The organism is Paenibacillus sp. 3LSP, assembly GCF_032465655.1.
Classification (GTDB): domain Bacteria; phylum Bacillota; class Bacilli; order Paenibacillales; family Paenibacillaceae; genus Fontibacillus; species Fontibacillus barengoltzii.
In genome coordinates, this window is the sequence record NZ_JAWDJI010000004.1 from 14,870 (window position 1) to 35,335 (window position 20,466).

The 20,466-nt window shown below is 54.1% G+C and carries 17 protein-coding genes; 12 read left to right on the top strand and 5 right to left on the bottom strand.

Translation table 11 applies throughout. The features are described from left to right. Positions 1–78 precede the first annotated feature (78 nt). A complete protein-coding gene (locus RW092_RS00320) occupies positions 79–1,056 on the bottom strand; it encodes a LacI family DNA-binding transcriptional regulator (RefSeq protein WP_316009204.1) in 978 nt (325 codons plus the stop codon). A 179-nt stretch (positions 1,057–1,235) separates the two neighbouring features. Next, positions 1,236–2,459, bottom strand: a complete 1,224-nt coding sequence (locus RW092_RS00325; RefSeq protein WP_085278142.1) for an MFS transporter — start codon at positions 2,457–2,459, stop codon at positions 1,236–1,238. A 132-nt stretch (positions 2,460–2,591) separates the two neighbouring features. Here RW092_RS00325 and mobA point away from each other — a divergent pair, with 132 nt between their 5' ends. Continuing rightward, the gene (gene mobA, locus RW092_RS00330; protein ID WP_316009205.1) at positions 2,592–3,275 is read left to right on the top strand and encodes a molybdenum cofactor guanylyltransferase; all 684 of its coding nucleotides are present in this window, start codon (positions 2,592–2,594) and stop codon (positions 3,273–3,275) included. On the opposite strand, the gene moaA is transcribed toward mobA, so the two are convergent. After that, entirely contained in the window at positions 3,272–4,279 is a 1,008-nt protein-coding gene (gene moaA / locus RW092_RS00335; RefSeq protein ID WP_316009206.1) for a GTP 3',8-cyclase MoaA, read from the bottom strand. The two genes, mobA and moaA, sit on opposite strands and share 4 nt — an antisense overlap. Positions 4,280–4,594: 315 nt before the next feature. On the opposite strand from moaA, the gene RW092_RS00340 reads away from it, so the two are divergent. Next, on the top strand, positions 4,595–5,290 hold the full coding sequence (locus RW092_RS00340; RefSeq protein WP_316009207.1) for a TorD/DmsD family molecular chaperone: 696 nt from the start codon (positions 4,595–4,597) through the stop codon (positions 5,288–5,290). 387 nt (positions 5,291–5,677) lie between these two features. Here RW092_RS00340 and RW092_RS00345 read toward each other — a convergent pair whose 3' ends face one another. After that, positions 5,678–8,971, bottom strand: coding sequence for an efflux RND transporter permease subunit (locus RW092_RS00345; RefSeq protein WP_316009208.1), 3,294 nt, complete (start codon positions 8,969–8,971; stop codon positions 5,678–5,680). A 44-nt stretch (positions 8,972–9,015) separates the two neighbouring features. Further along, a complete protein-coding gene (locus tag RW092_RS00350) occupies positions 9,016–9,921 on the bottom strand; it encodes a TetR/AcrR family transcriptional regulator (protein WP_316009209.1) in 906 nt (301 codons plus the stop codon). Positions 9,922–10,111: 190 nt separating this feature from the next. Here RW092_RS00350 and cls point away from each other — a divergent pair, with 190 nt between their 5' ends. The 10 genes from cls to RW092_RS00400 all read left to right on the top strand — a co-directional run. Further along, positions 10,112–11,623 (top strand): cardiolipin synthase, encoded by a 1,512-nt coding sequence (gene cls, locus RW092_RS00355; RefSeq protein ID WP_016314191.1) that lies wholly within the window; start codon positions 10,112–10,114, stop codon positions 11,621–11,623. 47 nt (positions 11,624–11,670) lie between these two features. Further along, positions 11,671–12,699: a type 2 isopentenyl-diphosphate Delta-isomerase gene (fni, locus tag RW092_RS00360; RefSeq protein WP_316009210.1), complete on the top strand. Its 1,029-nt coding sequence runs from the start codon at positions 11,671–11,673 to the stop codon at positions 12,697–12,699. Positions 12,700–13,362: 663 nt separating this feature from the next. Continuing rightward, positions 13,363–13,923 carry an ECF-type riboflavin transporter substrate-binding protein gene (locus tag RW092_RS00365; RefSeq protein WP_016314189.1) on the top strand — a complete coding sequence of 187 codons (561 nt, stop codon included), beginning with the start codon at positions 13,363–13,365 and terminating at the stop codon, positions 13,921–13,923. 15 nt (positions 13,924–13,938) lie between these two features. Next, positions 13,939–15,789 carry an ABC transporter ATP-binding protein gene (locus tag RW092_RS00370; RefSeq protein ID WP_085278149.1) on the top strand — a complete coding sequence of 617 codons (1,851 nt, stop codon included), beginning with the start codon at positions 13,939–13,941 and terminating at the stop codon, positions 15,787–15,789. Continuing rightward, positions 15,786–16,616, top strand: a complete 831-nt coding sequence (locus RW092_RS00375) for an energy-coupling factor transporter transmembrane component T family protein (protein ID WP_127575973.1) — start codon at positions 15,786–15,788, stop codon at positions 16,614–16,616. Before RW092_RS00370 ends, RW092_RS00375 begins: the two co-directional genes overlap by 4 nt. Before the next feature lie 93 nt (positions 16,617–16,709). Then, on the top strand, positions 16,710–17,810 hold the full coding sequence (gene ychF / locus RW092_RS00380; protein WP_016314186.1) for a redox-regulated ATPase YchF: 1,101 nt from the start codon (positions 16,710–16,712) through the stop codon (positions 17,808–17,810). Between the two features lie 178 nt (positions 17,811–17,988). Next, entirely contained in the window at positions 17,989–18,333 is a 345-nt protein-coding gene (locus RW092_RS00385) for a TM2 domain-containing protein (RefSeq protein ID WP_410055493.1), read from the top strand. 2 nt (positions 18,334–18,335) lie between these two features. Next, positions 18,336–18,803, top strand: a complete 468-nt coding sequence (locus RW092_RS00390; RefSeq protein ID WP_316009212.1) for a TM2 domain-containing protein — start codon at positions 18,336–18,338, stop codon at positions 18,801–18,803. Between the two features lie 225 nt (positions 18,804–19,028). After that, positions 19,029–20,096: a peptide chain release factor 1 gene (prfA, locus tag RW092_RS00395; RefSeq protein WP_016314183.1), complete on the top strand. Its 1,068-nt coding sequence runs from the start codon at positions 19,029–19,031 to the stop codon at positions 20,094–20,096. A gap of 25 nt (positions 20,097–20,121) precedes the next feature. After that, a partial coding sequence (locus tag RW092_RS00400) for a class I SAM-dependent methyltransferase (protein ID WP_486187845.1) occupies positions 20,122–20,466 on the top strand: 345 nt, incomplete at its 3' end.

Genomic DNA, 20,466 nt, shown 5'->3' on the forward strand with positions numbered 1-20,466 from the left:
AGCTATAAGCGGCACACAGAACTTTGCGTGCAAAAAGGAGCCTTGCAGATCTCTGCAGGCTCCTTATTTTTGGTGGTTTCACACTGAGCTGCGCTCGATAAACTGAAAGCGAAGCTCCTCCGAGACGGGCTGGTCCTCGTCGCCGACGATGTGCCCGTGAACGATAGAAAACGCCCGTTCTCCCATCTCCGACAATCGATTGTCGATCGTCGTGATCCCCAGCAAGCCGGCGATCGGCTGGTTATCGAAGCCGATGACGGCGAAATCGCCCGGCACCTCGATCCCGCGGAGGCGTGCGGAGAGGATAAACCCGGCGGCAACTTGGTCGCCGGTGATGAGCAAGGCATCCGGACGCTCCTTCATCGCGAGCAGCCGATCCAGCAACGCCGCACCATCCTCCCAATCCAGATAGCCGTCCAGCACCCAATCCTCCCGGGCTTGCCCGCCCAAGGCCGCCAGGGTATCGGTGTAAGCCTTCAGACGGCTACGGCTGCTGGGGCTGTTCCGGCGGTGGATGGTAAACGCGATGCGGCGTTTCCCTTTTTTCCAGAGATAATGGATCGCGGTTTGAAAGCTGGCATAGTGATCGATATAAATCGAGGAGAGGTTGCGGCCGCTCACCCGTTCGCACAATGCGATGGGACCGTAGTCGGCAAAGGATTCGATATCTCGAAGGGACAGCGCCCGCGAACAGATGATCAATCCGTCCATCCGCTTGTTGCGAAGCATCTCCAGTACCTTTCGTTCCTCATTCGGGCGGTAGCCGGTCTGGCATAGCATCAGCTGGTAGTTGCTATGTAGCGCCTGCTTGGCGATCCCGTCCATGATCCTGGCGAAATAATAATGGCTGATGTTCGGCAGAATCACGCCGATGGTCTGCGTCATTCCTTTGATCAAATGGACCGCGTTCATGTTCCGCGAATAGTTGAGTCGGCGAATGGCTTCTTCAACCGCCTCCCGCTTGGCTGAACTGACGTAAGGGTGGCCGTTCAGCACCCGGGACACGGTTGTGACCGAGACGCCGGCGGCTTCTGCGATCTGTTTGATGTTCGGCATGGCAAACCGCTCCTTCCCTGTATGAAATCAAAAAGGATGTTGCTATGGAATGCATTTCATATTTTACAATGGAGATGCAATAAAGAAAACAATGCCCTCAACCGGCGTCACCTCGTTTGGGAGCGAGGGCGTTACGGTATCCGGCATTGTTTTCTTTCGTTTTCGTAAAGGTCGATTCGTTAAGGAACATCCGGTTGATCGTCCATGGCGGGCGAATACCCGTGATGGCGGATTTGATACCACATGGCGGCGAACCCCAACGCACCGATGAGTGTTAAGGCGACGCCGGACCGGTACATCACGACCGGACCGAAATTTTGAAACATCCAGCCGCCCCAGAACCCTGCAATTGCGCTGGCAAGGCCGCTGGCAGCAAAGGTATACACCGCTTGCCCCGCGGATCTCAGCGGCCGCGGCAACAGCAGAGCGATCAGCTTGGTGCCGACGTAGAAGAATCCGCCAAACGTGACGGAGTGCAGCAGTTGAATAAGCATGATGTGCACCGGAAGCGTTGCTTCAGACATCAAATCCCAGCGAATCGCAAACAACAAGCTGACAATCGTGGTGCAAGCGAGTAAATAGGATAATTTTCGCTTGAACAAGCGGTCTAGCAATATAAATGCGAGATATTCAAAAACGGTGGATAAAAACACGGCACCGCCGACCGACAGCCGCGTTCCGCCGAGATCGATCATAAACAAAGGCATAAAGATCGTGTTGATGGCATTCGGGATGGCTACCAGCAGGCTAAAGAGGACAAACACCACCAGGTACTTGTTCTTTAGCGCCAGGCGCAGCTCCCGGCCCTTCAGCCATGGGGTTTGGGACGCTTGACGAATGGTAGGCAGCAACAAGGTTGCTCCGATCGCCAGCATCAATGTCACACTAAACAGCAGCGAGCTTCCTTCATGACCGACGGCATCGATGATCGGTCCGGCAGCCAGCGCGATGAACGTCCAACCCAGCGAACCCCAAATGCGGTAGGTTCTAAATTGGTCCGGCGTTTCTGCAAGATAGCCAAGGGTCAAGGTATTGTTCTGCGAGAGCAGCGGGCTTAAGAAAAAATAAAGCAAAATCATCGTTACGTACAACATCGAAAAGGTCGTCACCTTAAATACGAGATGACCCATGATCAGTAAGCCCAGCATCATAACTAACAGGATGGCACGTGGATTCTGCCTTTGGTCGCCCAGGGATTTCCAGAACGGGTGGGCCACCAATGAAATGAGGGGGCCGACGGCCATCAGGCTGCCGATCTCCAGCTTGTCCATCCCGATGTCCTGCAAATATAATTGAAAAAAGGCAGTGAAAATGACCAAAGTTCCGTAAATCAAAAAGTTAAGCAGACCTAGCGGCAACAACGAAAAGGACGAATATGGTCTTTTGTCCTGCAAACGAGCCATTCCTTTCTATCCGGGTCCATATGGTCACAGCGGGAAGCTTGTGACTATGATCCCAATGTAACACACAGGTGAAAGGGGATACAAACCAAGTTTTTTTGGTTTTACCATAATTTATGCATTGGGGGAAAACTGATGAACATTACCGCCATCATTTTAGCCGGCGGAAGATCCAGCCGGATGGGCAGCAACAAAGCGCTGCTTGAACTTGGCGGCTTGACGGTACTGGAACGATTGATTCGAGAGCTGGAGCCGATAGCTTCGAGAATCGTGATCGCTGGGGGAGAAAGGGCGGCCTATGAACGGTTTGGCCAAGAAGTCGTGACGGACCGTTATCCGGGGGCCGGTCCGCTGGCTGGGCTGCATGCCGGGTTGGAGAGCTCGACAACCCGCTGGAGCCTCGCGGTCGCTTGTGATACGCCGTTCGCGAATCGCGGCCTGTTCCGCGCTTTGTTGGAGCGCGCAGAGGCTGCGGAGGAAGCGGCGGCCCGGGCGGTTGACCGGGCAAGCGACCTCGCGGCAGGCGCCTCGGGCGGCTTCGCACCGACCGAGGCGATTTTGGCCCGCACGCCGGAGCGGGCCCATCCGCTGCTGGCGGCCTATCGGCGCAGCGTGCTTCCAGGCTTGGAAGCACGGTTGCGGGAAGGCCGCCTCAAGATGACGGCTTGGACCGAGACGCTGTGCACCGAATATATCGAAGGGGAGGCCCTCGCCAATGCTTCGGGCCTCCCCTTGGAGTGGTGCACGTTTAATATGAACAAGCCGGAGGACTATGAGCTGGCCCGATCTTGGTTAGAATCGGGCCGCTCAGAGGCTTAGCCGCCGATCTGTGACATTCGGCGGGCGGTTGGCGTATGGCTTTGTTGCTTGCGCTCCAAAGCCAGCGCCATTTCATGGTTCTTCGGCTTGGCTCCCAGCGCCTTCAGGAACAGGGAGCGGATGCCTGCATGGTCGCCGGCCGCGGCATAGGGACGCACATGCAGCTCATCCGACCAATACAGGCAGGCTTTGATATGTCCGTCCGCGGTCAAGCGCAGCCGGTTACAGCTGTCGCAGAAATGGTCGCTGACCGGATGGATCAGCCCAAACGTTCCGGCGGCACCCGCCACGCGTCGGCTTTCGGCAGGGCCGTTACCGCGAGGACCTTCGACGCCTTCCACTTCCCAGCCCGCTTCTCGGCATACGTCTTCTACGGCCGTCAGAGGCAGGTAAGTTTGACGCCAGGTGTCGCTGGCACTGCCGATCGGCATATATTCGATAAAACGAACATGCAGCGGTCGATCCAACGTTAATGCGATAAAATCGCGGATTTCATCCTCATTTATCCCTTTCATCAGGACCACGTTGAGTTTAATCGGCTCAAAACCGACCTCGACGGCGGCCTGAATGCCTTCCAGCACCTTCTCCACCTCGCCGCCGCGGGTAATCATCGCGAAGCGGTCCTGACGCAGTGAATCGAGACTGATGTTCACTCGGTTTAATCCCGCTTGCTTCAGCAGCTCGGCTTTTTTCGCCAAAAACATGCCGTTTGTCGTTAGTGCAATATCTTCAATGCCTGGAATGCGGGAGAGCATGGCAACAAGTTGTTCTAAATCTTTGCGCACCAGCGGTTCGCCGCCGGTTAGCCGAATTTTGCGGAGGCCCATCGGAGCAAGCGCCGAAACAGTCTCGGCAATTTCTTCGTAGCTCATGATTTCCTCGTGCGGTTGAAATACCATTCCTTCGGCGGGCATGCAATAGACGCAGCGCAAATTGCATCGATCCGTGACGGAGATGCGCAGGTAGTCATGTTTTCGCCCAAAAGGATCAAGCAACTGCTCCATGTGTACGCCTCCTTTTCTCTTTCAGGTGTTTCAAATTTAATATATATTCTTCTAGGGGTCAATGCGTTGACACACACTGTTCAAGTATATTCTGTGTCGGACAACGATACAATGGAAGTAAAGTGTAAAAAAAATCACATAAAAGCGCTTACATTTAGAGGTATAATACAGGTGAGCGATACGTGATCCCCCTTAATCATGTGTCGGTATATGCTTTCGAGATGATTTCCCGCATGGTGAAGGGAGTCATCTTTTTTTTAACTCATGGCAGGGCAAGATTAAACCACGATGTCGTTTTGAGGGAGATGAATTTGGATGGCAATGCTGTTCAAACCTTTGGTCTATACGCAGGAGCAGGTGGAGTGGCTGGAAACTCGCGGGATGGTGTATCAATTATTAATGGACTTTCTAAGTCGTCCGCCGCGGATGTCCTTGATGGCTCAGTGGCGTCGTAAGGTCGCGCAGTACCCGAAGGCAGGGGCCAGTAAGGGAGGACGCCGGCTGATGGCCTATCTGGAGAGCATTCCTGAAGCTAAGTTTCGCAGTGTCTGCCATCAAGAAGCGAAGGAGTACGATCGTTTGTTTTCGGGGCGGGAGGCGATCATTCCGTCTTGTGAAAGCTTGTTCCGCAGTCGCCGAGAAGGTGGCGGCGCGATGGCTTGTATTGCCGAAGTCCGCCAATTATATATGGATAATGCAATTGTATTTAATATGTTAAACGGCGAGCGCGACGACCATATTGCACTAGAGCTGGAGTTTATGGCCGTGCTCGCGGAAGGTATGCTGGCGAAGGCCAACCTGCAGCAAAGCTGCCTGGCGCTAGCGGACGTGCAGATCCGCTTCCTGGAGGAGCATTTGTTAAAATGGGCGCAGCCGTTTGCCCAGGAGCTCATGCAAGCTACGGAAAGTCCGCTCTTTATCGGACTGGCTGAGATGCTGGATGAGTTTCTGGTCAAAGATTTGGCACAGCTTCGCCCTTGGCGGGAAAGTCAGCAGCCGGTGATGGAATAGATCGCCAAAGGACCTCAACCTTCGCTGGATCGGCGGGAGGGGGTCCTTTTTGATGTTCTTCAGGTTTTCTGCTGCGAGGGCTAACGAGAGGACGAACGGGAGGACAAACGAGAGATCTAACGCTTGCCACACGTCTTATTGGGGCCAAAAACGCCATGTAGAAATTCTAACGCTTATGACAGTGCTTATTCACCCATGTTGTGGCCAAAAACGGTGGTTATGACCGCAATAGCGTTGCTCATCGTCGTTAGAATTTTAAATGACTCCAAATTGCTCAAATAACGTTTGTCATCCGCGTTAGAGCCAACCGTGCGATGAGATGCAGCCATCAATGGGCAAAAAAAGACGACGCAGGATAGTAATCCTTACGTCGTCTTGAGTATTGATTTAATCCAGTTCCTTGGCCGACAGATCGCGGCGGCGGAACTTCATCAGAAATTCGTAGACGATTGGCACGATGACCAGCGTGAGCAGCGTCGAGCTGATCAAGCCGCCGATAACGGTGATGCCAAGGCCGCGCGAGATAATCCCTGCGCTGCGCTCCCAGCCGAAGACGAGCGGCAACAGTGCGCCGATCGTTGCTAAGGCGGTCATCAGGATCGGACGAAGCCGGGTAGCGCCTGCTTCAAGCAAGGCTTCGCGAGTGGACAAGCCTTCGCGTTCCTTGTGGATAACGCGGTCGATCAAGACAATTGCGTTGGTCACGACGATCCCGATGAGCATGAGTACGCCCATTAATGCCGAGACGTTTAAAGTCTCTCCGCCGATCAGCAGGCCCAACATGGCGCCGATTACGATAAATGGCAGGGAGAAGAGAATCGTAAATGGAGCCAAGCCTCCGCCAAAGGTAACGACGAGTACAAAATAGACGATGGCGATGGCTGCCAACATGGCCAGTCCGAGTTGGCCAAACGTATCGTTGATCTGTTCGGTCACGCCGCCGAATTTAACGGTCACGCCGTCCGGCAGATCCAGCTTGTCGATCTTCTCCTGCAAGCTGTTCGACGCCTTTTGTACGTCGGTGGAGGTGATTTTTGCGCTGACTTCAACGACCATCTTCCCGTCGATCCGCATGATGGAATCCGGGGAGGTGCCTTTTTCTACCTTCGCTACGTCCTTGATGGGGACTTGAATGCCGAGCGGCGAAGTCAACGTTGCATTTTCGATATCGGTAATGCTGTTATAGGTCTCGCTGTCGGCTTCAATATACACATTGTATTTCTTGCCTTCGATGGCGACCTCGGTCAGAACTGGACGATCTCGAACCGGGCTTAGCTTCATCGCCAGTTGGCCTGGCGTTAAGCCGAGGGAGCTTAGCTTCTGTTGATCCGCAACCAGGGTGTACTGCTCATAGGTTTTGGACAGGCTGGTGTCGCCCTTTTCAAAGTTCTTCGTATCCTCTTGAATCAGGGAGAGGATTTGATCTGATACCGGCTTGATCTGCTCCAGCTCGTCCCCAAACACATTCACGCTTAACGTGCTGCCACCCAGACCGCCGGTCATCAGCTCGGACATATCGCTCCATTCACCCTTCGGAAGCTCGGTCCGCAGGCCTTCGATGAGCTTTTCTTTTACATCGTTAAATTGTTTGGTATCCGGATCGTAGGCGATATAGAACAAAGCCGAGTTTGAGGACCCCATCCCCAGCGGATTGTCGCCACCAACGGAGTATTGCATTCGATCGACGTTCGGCTGCTTCAGGATGTATTTCTCCACTTGCAGCATATCCTTCTCCACATCTTCCAGTCGAGCTCCAGGTTCCGGAGAGTAGGTAACCATCACATATTTATCCTCTTGTTCCGGCAGGAAGCTGACGCCGACCAGCGGGTACAGGAACAAGCTGCCGATCAGCAGGATTACTGCAAGTCCAAAGGTGATCAGCTTATGGGACAGCGACCATTCCAGAATACGGCGATAGCCGCGGGCCATGCCTTTGGGCTTCTCATCGTGATCATGTTTCTTGCTGAGACCTTTGCGGAACAGCGTATGCGCCAGCGCCGGTACGAGGGTGATAGCAACCAGCAGCGATGCCAGCAGCGAGAAGACCATCGTGAGCGCAAACGGCTGGAACAGCTCCCCGACCATCCCGCTGACAAAAGCGAGCGGCAGGAAAACGGCGATCGTGACGATCGTCGAGGACATAATCGGGATGAACATCTCCCGTGTTGCTTCGATGATCAGCTTGCTGCCCTTCAGCTTCTCGCCTGTCAGGGACAAGCGCCGATAAATATTCTCGATAACGACGATGGAGTCGTCGACGACGCGGCCGATGGCAACCGTCATGGCACCCAGCGTCATCATATTCAGTGTAATATCCATCTGCTTCAACGCCAAAATGGCGATCAGCAAGGACAACGGGATCGAGATAATGGAAATGATCGTCGAGCGAATGTTACGCAGGAAGATCAGGATGATCAACACGGCAAACAAAGCGCCAAACAATGCTTTGGACAGCATCGTGTTCACCGAGTCGGTGATCGGCTGACCTTGGTCCAGCAGGACCGTAAAGTTGATATGGTCGTACTGCTTGCCCAGCTCTTTGGCGGCTTCCTTGACTTCGTTCACGACGTCAACGGTGTTGGCATCATTGGATTTAACGATTTGAATACCAATCGATTCCTCCCCGTTGGTCCGGGAGATGGATTCGGCTTTGCCCACCGTCTCGATGTCAGCGATGTCGCCAAGTTTGACCGTCGGAAGGCCGGTTGGAACAGCTCCCAGAGCGCCTCCGGCGTTAGGGCCGGCTGTCGCACTTGCACCGCCCTCAGCACCTGCACCGCCCTCAGCACCTGCACCGCCAGCAGCTCCCGCGTTGCCAGCACCGCTAGTTGCACCACTAGCCGCGCCTGCCGCTGCGCCAGCGCCACTAGCCGCATCTATACCCCCAGCAGCATTGGCGCCTGCCGCGCTGTTGCCCGCTGCGCCAGCAGAGCTTGGTACGATCGGAATCGCTAAGTTTTTCAAATCATCTACGGTGGTGATGTTGCCGTCAACAACAACCGCCTTCTCGGATTCCTCCAGACTGAACAACCCCAGCGGCACGCGAAGCGCGGAGCCTTGCACGATTCCTTTGACGGTATCTTCCGTCAGACCCAGTTCCTTCAGCTTGGCTTCGTTGAACTTCAAACTAACCTCACGGACGAACTGACCCGCGATTTGCACCGAAGCAACGCCGTCCAAATCCTCGAGTACCGGTTTAATGTCGTTCTCCGTAATTCGAGTCAAATCCTCGAGACTGCCGGATTCCTTATCCGACAAACTAAGGGAAACGACCGGCATAGAGTTTAGACTAAACCGGGTGATCTGCGGCTTCTGGGCATCCTCCGGAAGCTGCACATCGTTTAATGCCTCGCGAACCGCTGCGGTGGCATTATCCAAGTTCGTATCGTAATCAAATTCAATGATGAGCGAAGCAGCGTTCTCCATCGAAGTGGAGGTTATGGTCTTAACGCCGTCAACATTATGCAACCGCGTCTCCAGCGGCTTGGTAATCTCCTCGACTACGCCTTCCGGAGCAGCGCCCGGATAGACCGCAGTTACGCTAAGGTAGGGTACGTTAATGTTTGGAATGGTCTCCTGCTTCATCGTCAGACCGCTGTACAATCCCATGGCAGTCACGATAACGGTCAGAAGCCAGATCGCGAACTTATTACGCAGGGAAAACTGGATGATACTCTTCATATACGGGTTTCTGCTCCTCTCTTTCTATAGGTAACAAACTTCTTTTAAATATGCTGGATATATGCCTGCAGCAGTTGCTTTAATTCAGCGGAATGCGCAGCCAGTTCCGGGACGGCAGCTAAATTGGCTAGCATGCCTTTGATAATCGCGCGGCGCGGACGAAGTTCCAGAATTTCACGCTCCAAAATTTGCAGCGTCTCCAGCGCCTCCTGATGCCTGTCTGCGTCAGTGATGGCGCCAAGGTGATCGCGAAGCCGTTTGACTGCGATGATCGGATGTTGCTGCAAATCCAGGCTGCCTGGGGCCCCTTCGGTCATCAGCCGCAACGCCTCTTCGGAAATCAACGGCTCAGGACGGTTGCTTAACTGATGCTCGGCTGCCAGATCAAGCAGGTCCATCAAGTGGTTTGCCATTTGATCCGGCGAGGCCGAAACATGGGGCTCGAACAGCAATCGGATGTACATGCCAACCATACCGTAAGCGATCGTTAACAGATCCCCTGTGTACGGTTCGATTTTCGGCCCATAGATCGTCTCCAGCTTGTTCTTCCCATGCTGTAACAACTTGGCGTTGTGTGCTTTAACCGAGGCAGGTTCTTTGTAGGGCGTACCGTTTTTGTGCCAATCCTGAAACTGCATAATCAAGAATTCGCGCAGCTCAAGCACCAGTTCGAGCATGACGATGATTTGACGGCGCAATTTCTCTTTAGGCGTCAATCCTTGCTGGAGCTCCACCTGCATCAAATGGTCAAGCAGCATCTGGTAACAGTAGTCGAACAAGCTCTGCTCCAGTTCCTCCTTCGATTTAAAGTGAAGGTAGAGACTGCCCTTGGACATCCCGCAAGCTTCGGCGATCTCCTGCATCGACGTGGCAGATGCACCCTTGGCCGAAAACAGCTGCATGGCCGCACGTAAAATCAGCTTCTTCTTGTCGATGGATGGATGAGACAAATAATTACTGAACCCCCTTCCTCTGACTCACGGGTTCTCATTCTGACTTAATGGTCATTTCGATTATAGTATAAAGCCCAGGCGGATACAAATGAGCGTATGTACATTTTTCCACACACCAGTAGGAAGAATTCGAGCGTTCATGTAGAATATAATCACATGCATCAATAGGTAAAGAGGGAGTAGTAAGATGAGACGGGGACTTCAAATCATTCTTATCGCCGCAATATTATTTGCTTTCTATTATTTCGGATTTGGCGTCTTCGGTAAATTTGGGGGCACGCTCGTTAGTATCTTCCAAACGCTGACCGTCATTACGATCGGCTTTGCCATTTTTATGGAGAACCGCAATCCTTCCAGCACGGTGGCCTGGATTCTCGTACTTGCTTTGCTGCCGGTTGTGGGGCTGGTGCTCTATTTTCTGCTGGGTCAAAATTACTTCAAGCGGCGTAAATTCGATAAAAAAGCGGAGCAAGATCGCCTTAGCTATGAGCGGATCGACCGCAGCGCTCGTCCGTTGCCTCGGGATTTGTCGCAGTTTACTCCCAATCAACAGCGCTTGCTGCATCTGTCCCAGCGGCTGGCTCGCACGCCATTCTCCATGGCAACCCGCACGTACGTGTTGACCAACGGGGAAGAGACGTTTACGAACCTGCTGCGCGAGCTGAAGAAAGCCCAGCATCATATTCATATGGAGTACTATATCTACCGTGCGGACGATATCGGACGGGAAATTCAGAAAACGCTTATAGAAAAGGCACGGGCCGGGGTTGAGGTCCGTTTTATGTTTGACGCGGTAGGCAGCATTGGCTTGCCCAAATCGTTTATCGCAGAACTGCGCGCGGCTGGAGTAAAGGTGGGGATCTACGGGCCGATGCGTTTTTTGTCTTTATCGAGCCGAGTCAATTACCGTAACCACCGCAAGATCGTGGTGATTGACGGCAATACTGGATTTATCGGCGGCCTCAACGTCGGCGACGAATATTTGAGCCGCAGCAAGACGTATGGCTTCTGGCGAGATACGCACATGCTGGTGAAAGGGGAGGCGGTCCGGTCGCTGCAGATTATTTTTCTGCAAGACTGGCAGTACGTCACCGGGGAGAAAATTATGGATCTCGCCTATTTGTCTCCGGAACTGGAACAGGGCTGCAGCGGCGCGGTACAGATCGTGCCAAGCGGGCCTGACAACGAAAGTCGGACGCTCAAAAACATCTTCTTTGCCATGATTACCTCGGCGAAGAAGTCGGTATGGCTGGCGACGCCGTATTTTATTCCGGATGAGGATATCCTGACTGCGCTGCGCGTGGCCGGCTTATCGGGGATTGACGTGCGGATCCTGTTCCCGGCGAGGCCGGATAAATGGTTACCGTTCTTGGCTTCCCATTCGTATTTCCCTTCTTTGCTGGAGGTCGGGGTGAAAATTTTCGAGTACGAAAAAGGCTTCCTGCACTCCAAGCTGCTGATCGTTGACGGGGAAGTGGCCACGGTCGGAACCGCGAACATGGATATGCGCAGCTTCCATTTGAATTTTGAAGTGAACGCACTCCTCGTGCAAAACGAGAGTGTCGCTAAGGTCGTCAACAATTTCGAACGCGATCTTCTGTCGGCGAAGCTGATCGACAAGGACGAATTTATGAATAAGAAGAAAATCCCGGTACGTCTCGCGGAATCCGCGGCCCGGCTATTATCTCCGCTGTTATAACAGGGTTAGAACCTTGTAGATGATGCGGAAAAAGGAGAGTGTACAGCATGGAACCCACATCGGAACGCAAAACCGAGCATATCCGGCTCTGTCTGGAGGAGCAAGTGAATGCGGAGGGCATCCTGAACGGATTTGAAAAATACCGCTTTCGCCATAACGCCCTGCCCGAGCTGGATTTCGCCGAGATCAGCCTCAAGACGACGTTTCTTGGCGTATCGCTGCGAACGCCGTTCTTGATCAGCTCGATGACCGGCGGCAGCCGGTTGGCCGGCGAGATCAATATGCGTCTGGCGGAAGCGGCGGAGCGGCGCGGTTGGGCCATGGGCGTCGGCTCGGTCCGGGCCGCTGTTGAGCGGGAAGGGCTGGCGCATACGTTCGCGGTGCGGCGGTTTGCGCCGAGCATACCGATCATCGCCAACTTAGGCGCGGTGCAGCTCAACTACGGCTATGGACCGGACGATTGCAAGCGGGCGGTGGAGATCGCCGGAGCGGACATGCTGGTGCTGCATCTGAACAGCCTGCAGGAGGTGTTCCAGCCGGAGGGAGATACGAACTTCGGCGGGCTGCTGCGGCGGATCGAGGAGGTATGCCGAGAGCTGCCGATTCCCGTTGGCGTCAAGGAGGTCGGCTGGGGCATCGACGGCGTGACGGCAAAACGCCTGCGCGAAGCAGGCGTCGCCTTCGTCGACGTCGCGGGCGCCGGCGGCACCTCATGGAGCCAGGTCGAGAAGTTCCGCGGCAGCGATCCTGTGCGCCGCGCGGCTGCGGAGGCATTCGCGGATTGGGGCATCCCAACCGCCGAATGCATCCGCGAAGTGCGGGCGGCGGTGCCCGACGCCGCCCTGATTGGCAGCGGCGGTCTGAACACCGGCGTGGACGCGGCCAAAGCGCTGGCGCTTGGCGCGGACCTGGCCGGGTTCGGCCGGGCGCTGCTCGAACCGGCCGTGCGGTCGGAGGCACAGCTGGACGCGCTGCTAGAGCGCGTTGAGCTGGAGCTCCGCACAGCCATGTTCGGCATCGGCGCCGGGAGCATTCCGGCGCTGAAGAACACATCGCGGCTCGTGCGCCGCGAGTAGCGGGGCGTACCGCATCCTTGATTGAAAAAAGGGATGTTGGCCGTTCCCCTTGCCGTTTTTAAGGCATTATCCCGCTAATTCAGGTATCCCTTTCATTCAGTTCGGCAGGGAAGGGGGATTCGAATTCCTTTCGGTGGTGTTCACTTTGGGCCTTTGATCCTTTGAGCCTTTTTTTCCTTATGGGGCACCTTTTAGGGGGGGCTTTACGGGATTATCCCTTTTTGTCAGGGAGCTAGGATGGTAGGGTAGGGATATCTGCAACTGGGGACTAGGTTTAAACCTGGAGATCAGCTTCTTGGGGTGAATCTTGGGATGATCATCTTGGGATGAATCTTGGGGTGAATCTTGGGATGATTCGCTTCTGATGTTCTCTGTGATAAGTGCTCCCCTGCAGCCTGAAGTTGTAGCTCCTCCCTGGCTGATTCAGCGGGATAATGGTGAGAGGACGCCGGCGCAAATAAGTGCGCTTGCGATAATTCCAACCAATTTAGTAAGAATTTTATTGCAATCGGGCGGAATCCCTATTATATTGAAGAAAACACCGGTCTGCGTGGACGGCAACCTGACATCTTCTTCGATAAGAACCGGCAACCGGTAAAATACATAACGACTTCAAACCTGTGTTCATTACACGGCTTTGATGTTAAAGAGAGGGAGATGGATATGAAACCTTCATTGTGGAAGTGGAGCACGAGAACGGTGGTGACCATCGGGATTGGGGCTGCGCTCTATGGAGCGACCAGCTGGATTGGCATCCCGATTGCCCCGGATACGCAGCTTCGGCCAGCGATCGCTTTGCTGGCGATTTTTGGTGCATTGTTTGGACCGGTTGTTGGTTTTATCGCCGGATTTATCGGACATGTGATTAACGACTTGATTACCAGCGGTACCGTTTGGTGGGGTTGGGCACTTGGCTCCGGCATTACGGCGGCGTTCATGGGCCTGATTTATTTGGCGAAGGATTTCAACGCTCAGGAAGGGCAAATGAAGAAGAACCACGTGGCCTGGTTTGTGGTGTATGGAATTGTGGGGATTTTTGCTTCTCTGGCGTTTTCCGGGTATTTTGATATTCTCGTGATGGGAGAACCCAACGATAAAATTTTGGTGCAGGTTATTTCCGCAGGGCTGGCCAACCTAGCCGTGTTTCTCATTCTGGGATTACCGGCGGTGCTGGCTTATGTGAGACGCAACCGCAGCAACTCGAATTTAAGCGTGGATAGATAGGAGTTTACTGAACAAATGCAGCCAGTCATCTCTTTCCGACATTTCAGTTTTCGGTACAAAAATCAAAGCGAACCTACGCTGAAAAACATCCACTTAGAGATCGCACGCGGGGAGAAAATATGGATCGCCGGCCCCAGCGGCTCCGGCAAGTCAACGTTAGCCCATTGTATCAATGGGCTAATTCCCTTTTCTTACGGCGGTGAAGTTTCGGGGCAGCTGCTGCTGGAAGGTCAGGATGCTTCGGCGATGACGATCTTTGAGCGCAGTCGTCGGGTCGGCACGATCCTGCAAAATCCGGATGCCCAGTTCGTTGGTCAGACGGTTGGCGAGGATGTAGCGTTCCAACTGGAAAATGAGGCGACTCCGCAGGATGTGATGAAGGAAGCTGTGTTTTCGGCGCTGGATGTGGTGGGTATGCGAGCCTTTGAAGCCCGGGGCCCGCATGAGCTCTCCGGCGGGCAGAAACAGCAGGTATCGCTGGCCGGCGTACTGTCGACGCAAGCGGATATCTTGCTGTTTGACGAGCCGCTGGCGAATTTGGACCCTGCCAGCGGGGCCAAGGCGATGCGGTTAATTGACGAGATTCACCGCAACCAAGGAAAAACGGTGATTCTGATCGAGCATCGCGTCGAGGATGTGCTGCTGGAGCATATCGATCGCGTCGTTGTCATGAACGAAGGAGAGATCGCCGCGATTGGCACGCCGGATGAGCTGCTTGCTGCAGGGATCCTCCCTCAGTATGGCCTGCGCCAGCCGCTCTACTTGGATGCGCTCTCGCATGCGGGGCTGTCGTTGTCCAACTTCACCGACTTGACTGACCCGGCTGCATTACGACTCCAAAAACCTGTTGGGATCCCGGATGATGCAGGGGGAGGGAACGGACAGGGCGGCAGTGAACGGATGAAGGATAACGATGCGAAGATCACGGATGATGGCGATGGTCACCGGATTCAGGATGAGCGCGAGCGGACGGGGGCAAGTGAGCTCCAACTGCGGGAGCGGCTTGAGACCTGGGCCGCTTCGGTTCCGCCGGTTGTACGGAGCAGCGCCGGAGAGCCGCTGCTTGAGCTGCGGGGTGTGTCGTTTGCCTATGAGCCGGGGACGAATGCAGTAGAGGACGTTTCCCTGACCGTCCGCGCTGGTGAGACGGTGGCTCTGCTTGGCAGCAACGGGGCAGGCAAATCGACGCTGTCGGGGTTGATCACCGGTTTGCTTAAGCCAAGCAAGGGCGAGATCCTGCTGTTGGGCGAGGTGATCAACGGCTGGTCGATTCGCCGACGCGGTGAAGCGATCGGCTATGTGATGCAGCACCCGCATCACATGCTGACCCAGCACATCGTGCGGGACGAGGTTCGCATTGGCCTCGCGGCACGCGGTGTGCCCGAAAGCGAACGAGATCAGCGAGCGGATGAGGCGCTGCGGATTTGCGGGTTGTACCCGTACCGCAACTGGCCGGTTTCTGCGCTGAGCTTCGGGCAGAAGAAAAGGCTGAGCATCGCAGCCATCTTGGCACTTCAGCCGCAACTCATGATTTTGGACGAGCCGACGGCGGGACAGGATTATCGGCATTATACCGAATTTATGGAATTTATCGCCCAGCTGGCTGCGGAGGGAATGGCTTTTCTGTTTATCACGCACGATATGCATTTGGCCTTGGAATATGCGGATCGGGCAGCGGTAATGGCAGGAGGTCGAATTATCGCAGAAGATACGGTGGCGCAGATTCTCGCCGATGGAGATCTTACCGCTAGAGCGAACCTGCGGGAGACGAGTCTGGCCCGCTTTGCGAAGGCTCAGGGGCTTACCTCGCCTTCGCGCTTTGTGGAAGCCTTTATCGCAGCGGATAAGAAGGTGAAACGAGCATGAACCAATCGAACGGATTGTACGTTGCTGGGGAATCTTTTTTTCATCGGATGGACGCCGCTGTCAAGCTGATCCTGCTCCTGACCTGGACGGTCGTGACTTTCCTGTTCATGGATTTGCGCGTATTTGCCATCATGTTGGCCGGCGGGGTTACGATGCTGCTGCTCGCTCGGGTTCCCTTCCGAAAAATGGCGCTGTTATTTTGGGCACTGATGGTTTTTACTGTGATTAACAGCATTTTTATTTTGCTGATTACGCCTCGCTTCGGAACGACGCTGACCGGAAGTGACACGCCGATCATCCCGCTGGGTTATGATACGATTAATGCAGAAACGTTGTTCTACGTGTTGACGCTATCACTGAAATATCTGACGCTGTTGCCGATCACGCTGCTGTTTATTTTTACGACGCATCCCAGTCGTTTCGCCGCCAGCCTTAACAAGCTAGGTGTGCCTTACAAACTGGCTTATGCGGTTAGCATTGCTTTTCGCTACATTCCCGATCTGACGAAGGAATTCCGCACGATTCTCAATGCGCTGCAGATGCGCGGGCTGGGTATCTCTCGCGGCGACGGTACGCTGTTGCAGCGGGCGCGCAATGTAACACAGGCGGTTGTGCCGCTGCTGCAATCCTCGCTGCAACGGATCGAGTCGGTTTCCGATGCCATGGACCTGCGCGGGTTCGGCACCAGGCCGCAGCGAACCTGGTACATGGGCACCGTCATGAAGGGGAGCGATAAACTGATCGCACTGCTATGCGTCGTGTTGCTGGCGACCGGGGTAGGTTTGAAGCAAAGCTTGCTTCAAGGCTTTTGGTATCCGTTTGGATAGATGATACACCAATCTCCTTGAAATATTCCCGGCGTATCGTTACTATGGTTGAAGGAAGTTGAGCAATTACACGAATGAGGAGTTGTCAATGATATGGCTTTGAAAGCAGGCATTGTGGGTTTGCCGAACGTGGGGAAGTCCACACTGTTTAACGCGATAACCCAAGCGGGGGCGGAATCCGCCAACTATCCGTTTTGTACGATCGATCCAAACGTTGGCGTCGTGGAAGTGCCGGACGAGCGGCTCGACAAGCTGACGGAACTGGTGGTTCCGAATCGGACGGTTCCGACGGCTTTTGAATTTGTTGATATCGCCGGGTTGGTCCGCGGTGCGAGCAAAGGGGAGGGACTTGGCAACAAGTTCTTGGCCCATATCCGCGAGGTGGACGCGATCGTTCACGTTGTTCGCTGCTTCGAGGACGAGAACATTACACATGTGGACGGCAAAATTAACCCGATCAGCGACATCCAAACGATCAACCTGGAATTGATCCTGGCCGACCTGGAGAGCGTGGAGAAACGGATCGAACGCGCCAAGAAAAATATGAAGGGCGGCAACAAGCAATACGCCCAGGAAGTTGAAGTTCTGGAACGGATCAAGGAGGCGTTGTATAACGATCAGCCGGCGCGCAGCGTAGAGCTGACGGACGATGAGAAGCTGATCGTGCGCGATCTGCACCTACTGACGTTGAAGCCGGTGCTGTATGCGGCTAACGTGAGCGAAGATGGCGTCAGCGATGCGGACAACAATCCTTTCGTACAGCAGGTCAAAGAATTTGCTGCGGCTGAAGGTGCCGAAGTCGTTCCGATCAGCGCCAAGGTGGAAGCGGAGATCGCGGAGCTGGAAGGCGAAGACAAGAAGATGTTCCTGGAGGAGCTGGGCCTGAACGCTTCCGGCTTGGATCGCTTAATCCAGGCAGCATACCGTCTACTGGGCTTGTATACGTATTTCACGGCCGGGGTTCAAGAAGTTCGCGCATGGACGATTCGCAAAGGCACGAAAGCCCCGCAAGCTGCCGGCGTCATTCACTCCGACTTCGAACGCGGTTTTATCCGTGCAGAAGTTGTGTCTTATGAAGACCTCGTTGCTGCCGGTTCGATGAATGCAGCGCGCGAACGCGGCCAGCTGCGGCTGGAAGGGAAAGACTACGTCGTTCAAGACGGCGATATTATGCATTTCCGCTTTAACGTTTAAACTTATTACGAGTAACAGCGAAGCAACACTGCCTCAAGGGTGCAGAGTCGATGTGCCCCTAGGGCAGTGTTTATTTGTACTTTTTTACTATCAAAACGTTGTTTTCATAGATTCGAGTCTGTATACTTAATTCAAGTTTTGATTCATTCATACATTGAGGGGGAGTTTCGTCATGAGTATGGATTATGCCTTGCACCGCAAGTCCCAGTTGGATACCCGGGAATTGCTGTTGCTGGAATCCGAGGTGAAAAATCAGGGAAAAAACATGGTTGTAGCATACATTCTGTGGTATTTCCTTGGGATTGTTGGAGGACATCGTTTTTACATGAAGAAAATCGGAACGGCCGTGACCCAGTTGATCTTGTCCCTGACCGTGGTTGGGCTGATTGTAACCGGGATCTGGTGGATCGTGGATGCTTTCCTGGTACATACTTGGGTGAAACAGCATAACGCTGAGGTGGAGAACCGGATTATTGACCAAATTTTCTATGACCGCGGCAGATCTCCGGAGTTTCCGATTTAAATATGTGGACCAAAAGCGATCTGACCACGAGTGAGCTGCTGCTTTTGAATTCGGAGATGAATAAGCGCGAAAAATCGCTGGGTCTGGCGTATCTGATGCTGCTGGCCGGTCATTTGGGCGTGCATCGTTTCTATTTGAAGCGCATCGCCAGCGGGGTGATCCAGCTGTGTTTATTCGTTCTGGCGATTGGACTTTATTTTGTGTTTGCGATTGCGACGGCGATTGAAAGCGTGGATTCGCCCGATACGAGCTATTCGCTGTTTTTGCTTATCCCTGTCATCCTCTTTGGATTGGCGCTGACCGTGTGGGTTATTGTCGATGCTTGCTTGCTGCCTGGCATCGTCCGGGACTCGAACGCAAAGCTGGAGCAGTCTCTGATCGAACAAATCGCTGCCCTTCGCTCGCCGGCAGGCTTTACGAAGCCCGGCGCGGATGGGTTAGGGGAACGTGGCCGTCCGCTTGATATTTAGGCAGCAGTTTTCATCCATACATGAAAAGGCGCCTTTGCGGCGTCTTTTGGCGTCTTTTTTTGAGGGAAAATTGGAAGCAGGAAGTTAGAGGTCTGGGCGAAGGTTATCTAGCCAAAACATGACCTCCATGATATAATAAAAAGTCGTCTATCCCTGAAATAATAATCAGTGGATAAGCGGTTTTTTACTGGGATCTTGTGATCGAATGAAGAGAGGTGATATCCCTTGTTGGACCGACTACAATCCTTGGCTGACCGTTACGAGAAGTTAAGTGAACTGCTCTGCGATCCAGACGTAGCGAACGACTCGAAACGACTGCGGGATTACTCCAAAGAACAATCGGATTTACAGCCGGCTTATGAGGCGTACACCGAATATAAGAATGTAATCGGAGAGCTGGAAGCGGCCAAAGCGATGCAGGCCGAGAAGCTGGATGATGAAATGCGCGAAATGGTAAAGATGGAAATCGAGGAACTGACCGCGCGCCAGCAGGCTTTGGAAGAGAAAATTCGCATTTTGTTGCTGCCAAAGGACCCGAATGACGATAAAAACGTAATCGTAGAAATTCGCGGCGCGGCCGGAGGAGACGAGGCGGCTCTGTTCGCTGCCGACTTGTACCGGATGTATACGCGGTATGCCGATTCTCAAGGCTGGCGCGTCGAAGTGATGGATATGAATGAGAGCGACCTGGGCGGATTCAAAGAGGTTATCTTTATGATTAACGGCAAGGGCGCTTACAGTAAACTGAAATACGAGAGCGGCGCGCATCGCGTGCAGCGTATTCCAGCGACGGAATCCGGCGGACGGATTCATACGTCGACCTCGACGGTTGCCGTATTGCCGGAAGTTGAGGAAGTGGATATCGAGATTTTGGATAAAGATATCCGGGTCGATACCTTCTGCTCCAGCGGTGCAGGCGGTCAATCGGTTAACACGACCAAATCTGCCGTGCGGGTGACTCATATCCCAACCGGTATCGTGGCTACTTGCCAAGACGGCAAATCGCAGAACTCTAATAAAGAGAAGGCGCTGCAAGTATTGCGTGCCCGCATCTATGATATGAAACGTCAGGAAGAGGAAGCGAAATACGCCGGCGAACGGAAAAGCAAAGTGGGTACCGGGGACCGCAGCGAACGGATTCGGACTTACAACTTCCCGCAAAGCCGGGTGACCGATCACCGGATCGGCTTGACCCTGCATAAGTTGGATCAGGTCATGAACGGCGATCTGGATGAAATCGTATCGGCGTTGACGATTGCTGAGCAAGCTGAACTGATGGAAAAAGGAGAATAACGTGTTGCACAAAGAAGGATACCGGATGTCCGGTGCAATGACGATATGGGAAGCCCGCAAAGAGGCTTCTTCTTTTTTAGCGGCGGCGGGCGTGCGGGAGCCCGAGTCAAATGCGGAGCTGTTGCTCCGCCATGTGCTGGGCCTAACGGGCGCGGCGTATTTGGCCGCGCTGCGTGACCCGTTCCCGGCGGACAAGCGGGACGCCTGGGAAGCGGTAATTCGCCGCAAGGCGGCGGGCGAGCCAGCGCAGTATATCATCGGGGAGCAGGAGTTCTACGGATTGACCTTCCGGGTCAATCCGGCAGTGCTGATCCCCCGGCCGGAAACGGAGCTGCTCGTGGAGCGCATCGCGTTGGAAGGCGATGCGCTG

What these genes read in the sequence shown, in the direction of transcription:
- RW092_RS00320 (WP_316009204.1), bottom strand. Translation starts at nt 1,056, where the DNA reads ATGCCGAACATCAAACAGATCGCAGAAGCCGCCGGCGTCTCGGTCACA.
- RW092_RS00325 (WP_085278142.1), bottom strand. Translation starts at nt 2,459, where the DNA reads ATGGCTCGTTTGCAGGACAAAAGACCATATTCGTCCTTTTCGTTGTTG.
- mobA (WP_316009205.1), top strand. Translation starts at nt 2,592, where the DNA reads ATGAACATTACCGCCATCATTTTAGCCGGCGGAAGATCCAGCCGGATG.
- moaA (WP_316009206.1), bottom strand. Translation starts at nt 4,279, where the DNA reads ATGGAGCAGTTGCTTGATCCTTTTGGGCGAAAACATGACTACCTGCGC.
- RW092_RS00340 (WP_316009207.1), top strand. Translation starts at nt 4,595, where the DNA reads ATGGCAATGCTGTTCAAACCTTTGGTCTATACGCAGGAGCAGGTGGAG.
- RW092_RS00345 (WP_316009208.1), bottom strand. Translation starts at nt 8,971, where the DNA reads ATGAAGAGTATCATCCAGTTTTCCCTGCGTAATAAGTTCGCGATCTGG.
- cls (WP_016314191.1), top strand. Translation starts at nt 10,112, where the DNA reads ATGAGACGGGGACTTCAAATCATTCTTATCGCCGCAATATTATTTGCT.
- fni (WP_316009210.1), top strand. Translation starts at nt 11,671, where the DNA reads ATGGAACCCACATCGGAACGCAAAACCGAGCATATCCGGCTCTGTCTG.
- RW092_RS00365 (WP_016314189.1), top strand. Translation starts at nt 13,363, where the DNA reads ATGAAACCTTCATTGTGGAAGTGGAGCACGAGAACGGTGGTGACCATC.
- RW092_RS00370 (WP_085278149.1), top strand. Translation starts at nt 13,939, where the DNA reads ATGCAGCCAGTCATCTCTTTCCGACATTTCAGTTTTCGGTACAAAAAT.
- RW092_RS00375 (WP_127575973.1), top strand. Translation starts at nt 15,786, where the DNA reads ATGAACCAATCGAACGGATTGTACGTTGCTGGGGAATCTTTTTTTCAT.
- ychF (WP_016314186.1), top strand. Translation starts at nt 16,710, where the DNA reads ATGGCTTTGAAAGCAGGCATTGTGGGTTTGCCGAACGTGGGGAAGTCC.
- RW092_RS00385 (WP_410055493.1), top strand. Translation starts at nt 17,989, where the DNA reads ATGGATTATGCCTTGCACCGCAAGTCCCAGTTGGATACCCGGGAATTG.
- RW092_RS00390 (WP_316009212.1), top strand. Translation starts at nt 18,336, where the DNA reads ATGTGGACCAAAAGCGATCTGACCACGAGTGAGCTGCTGCTTTTGAAT.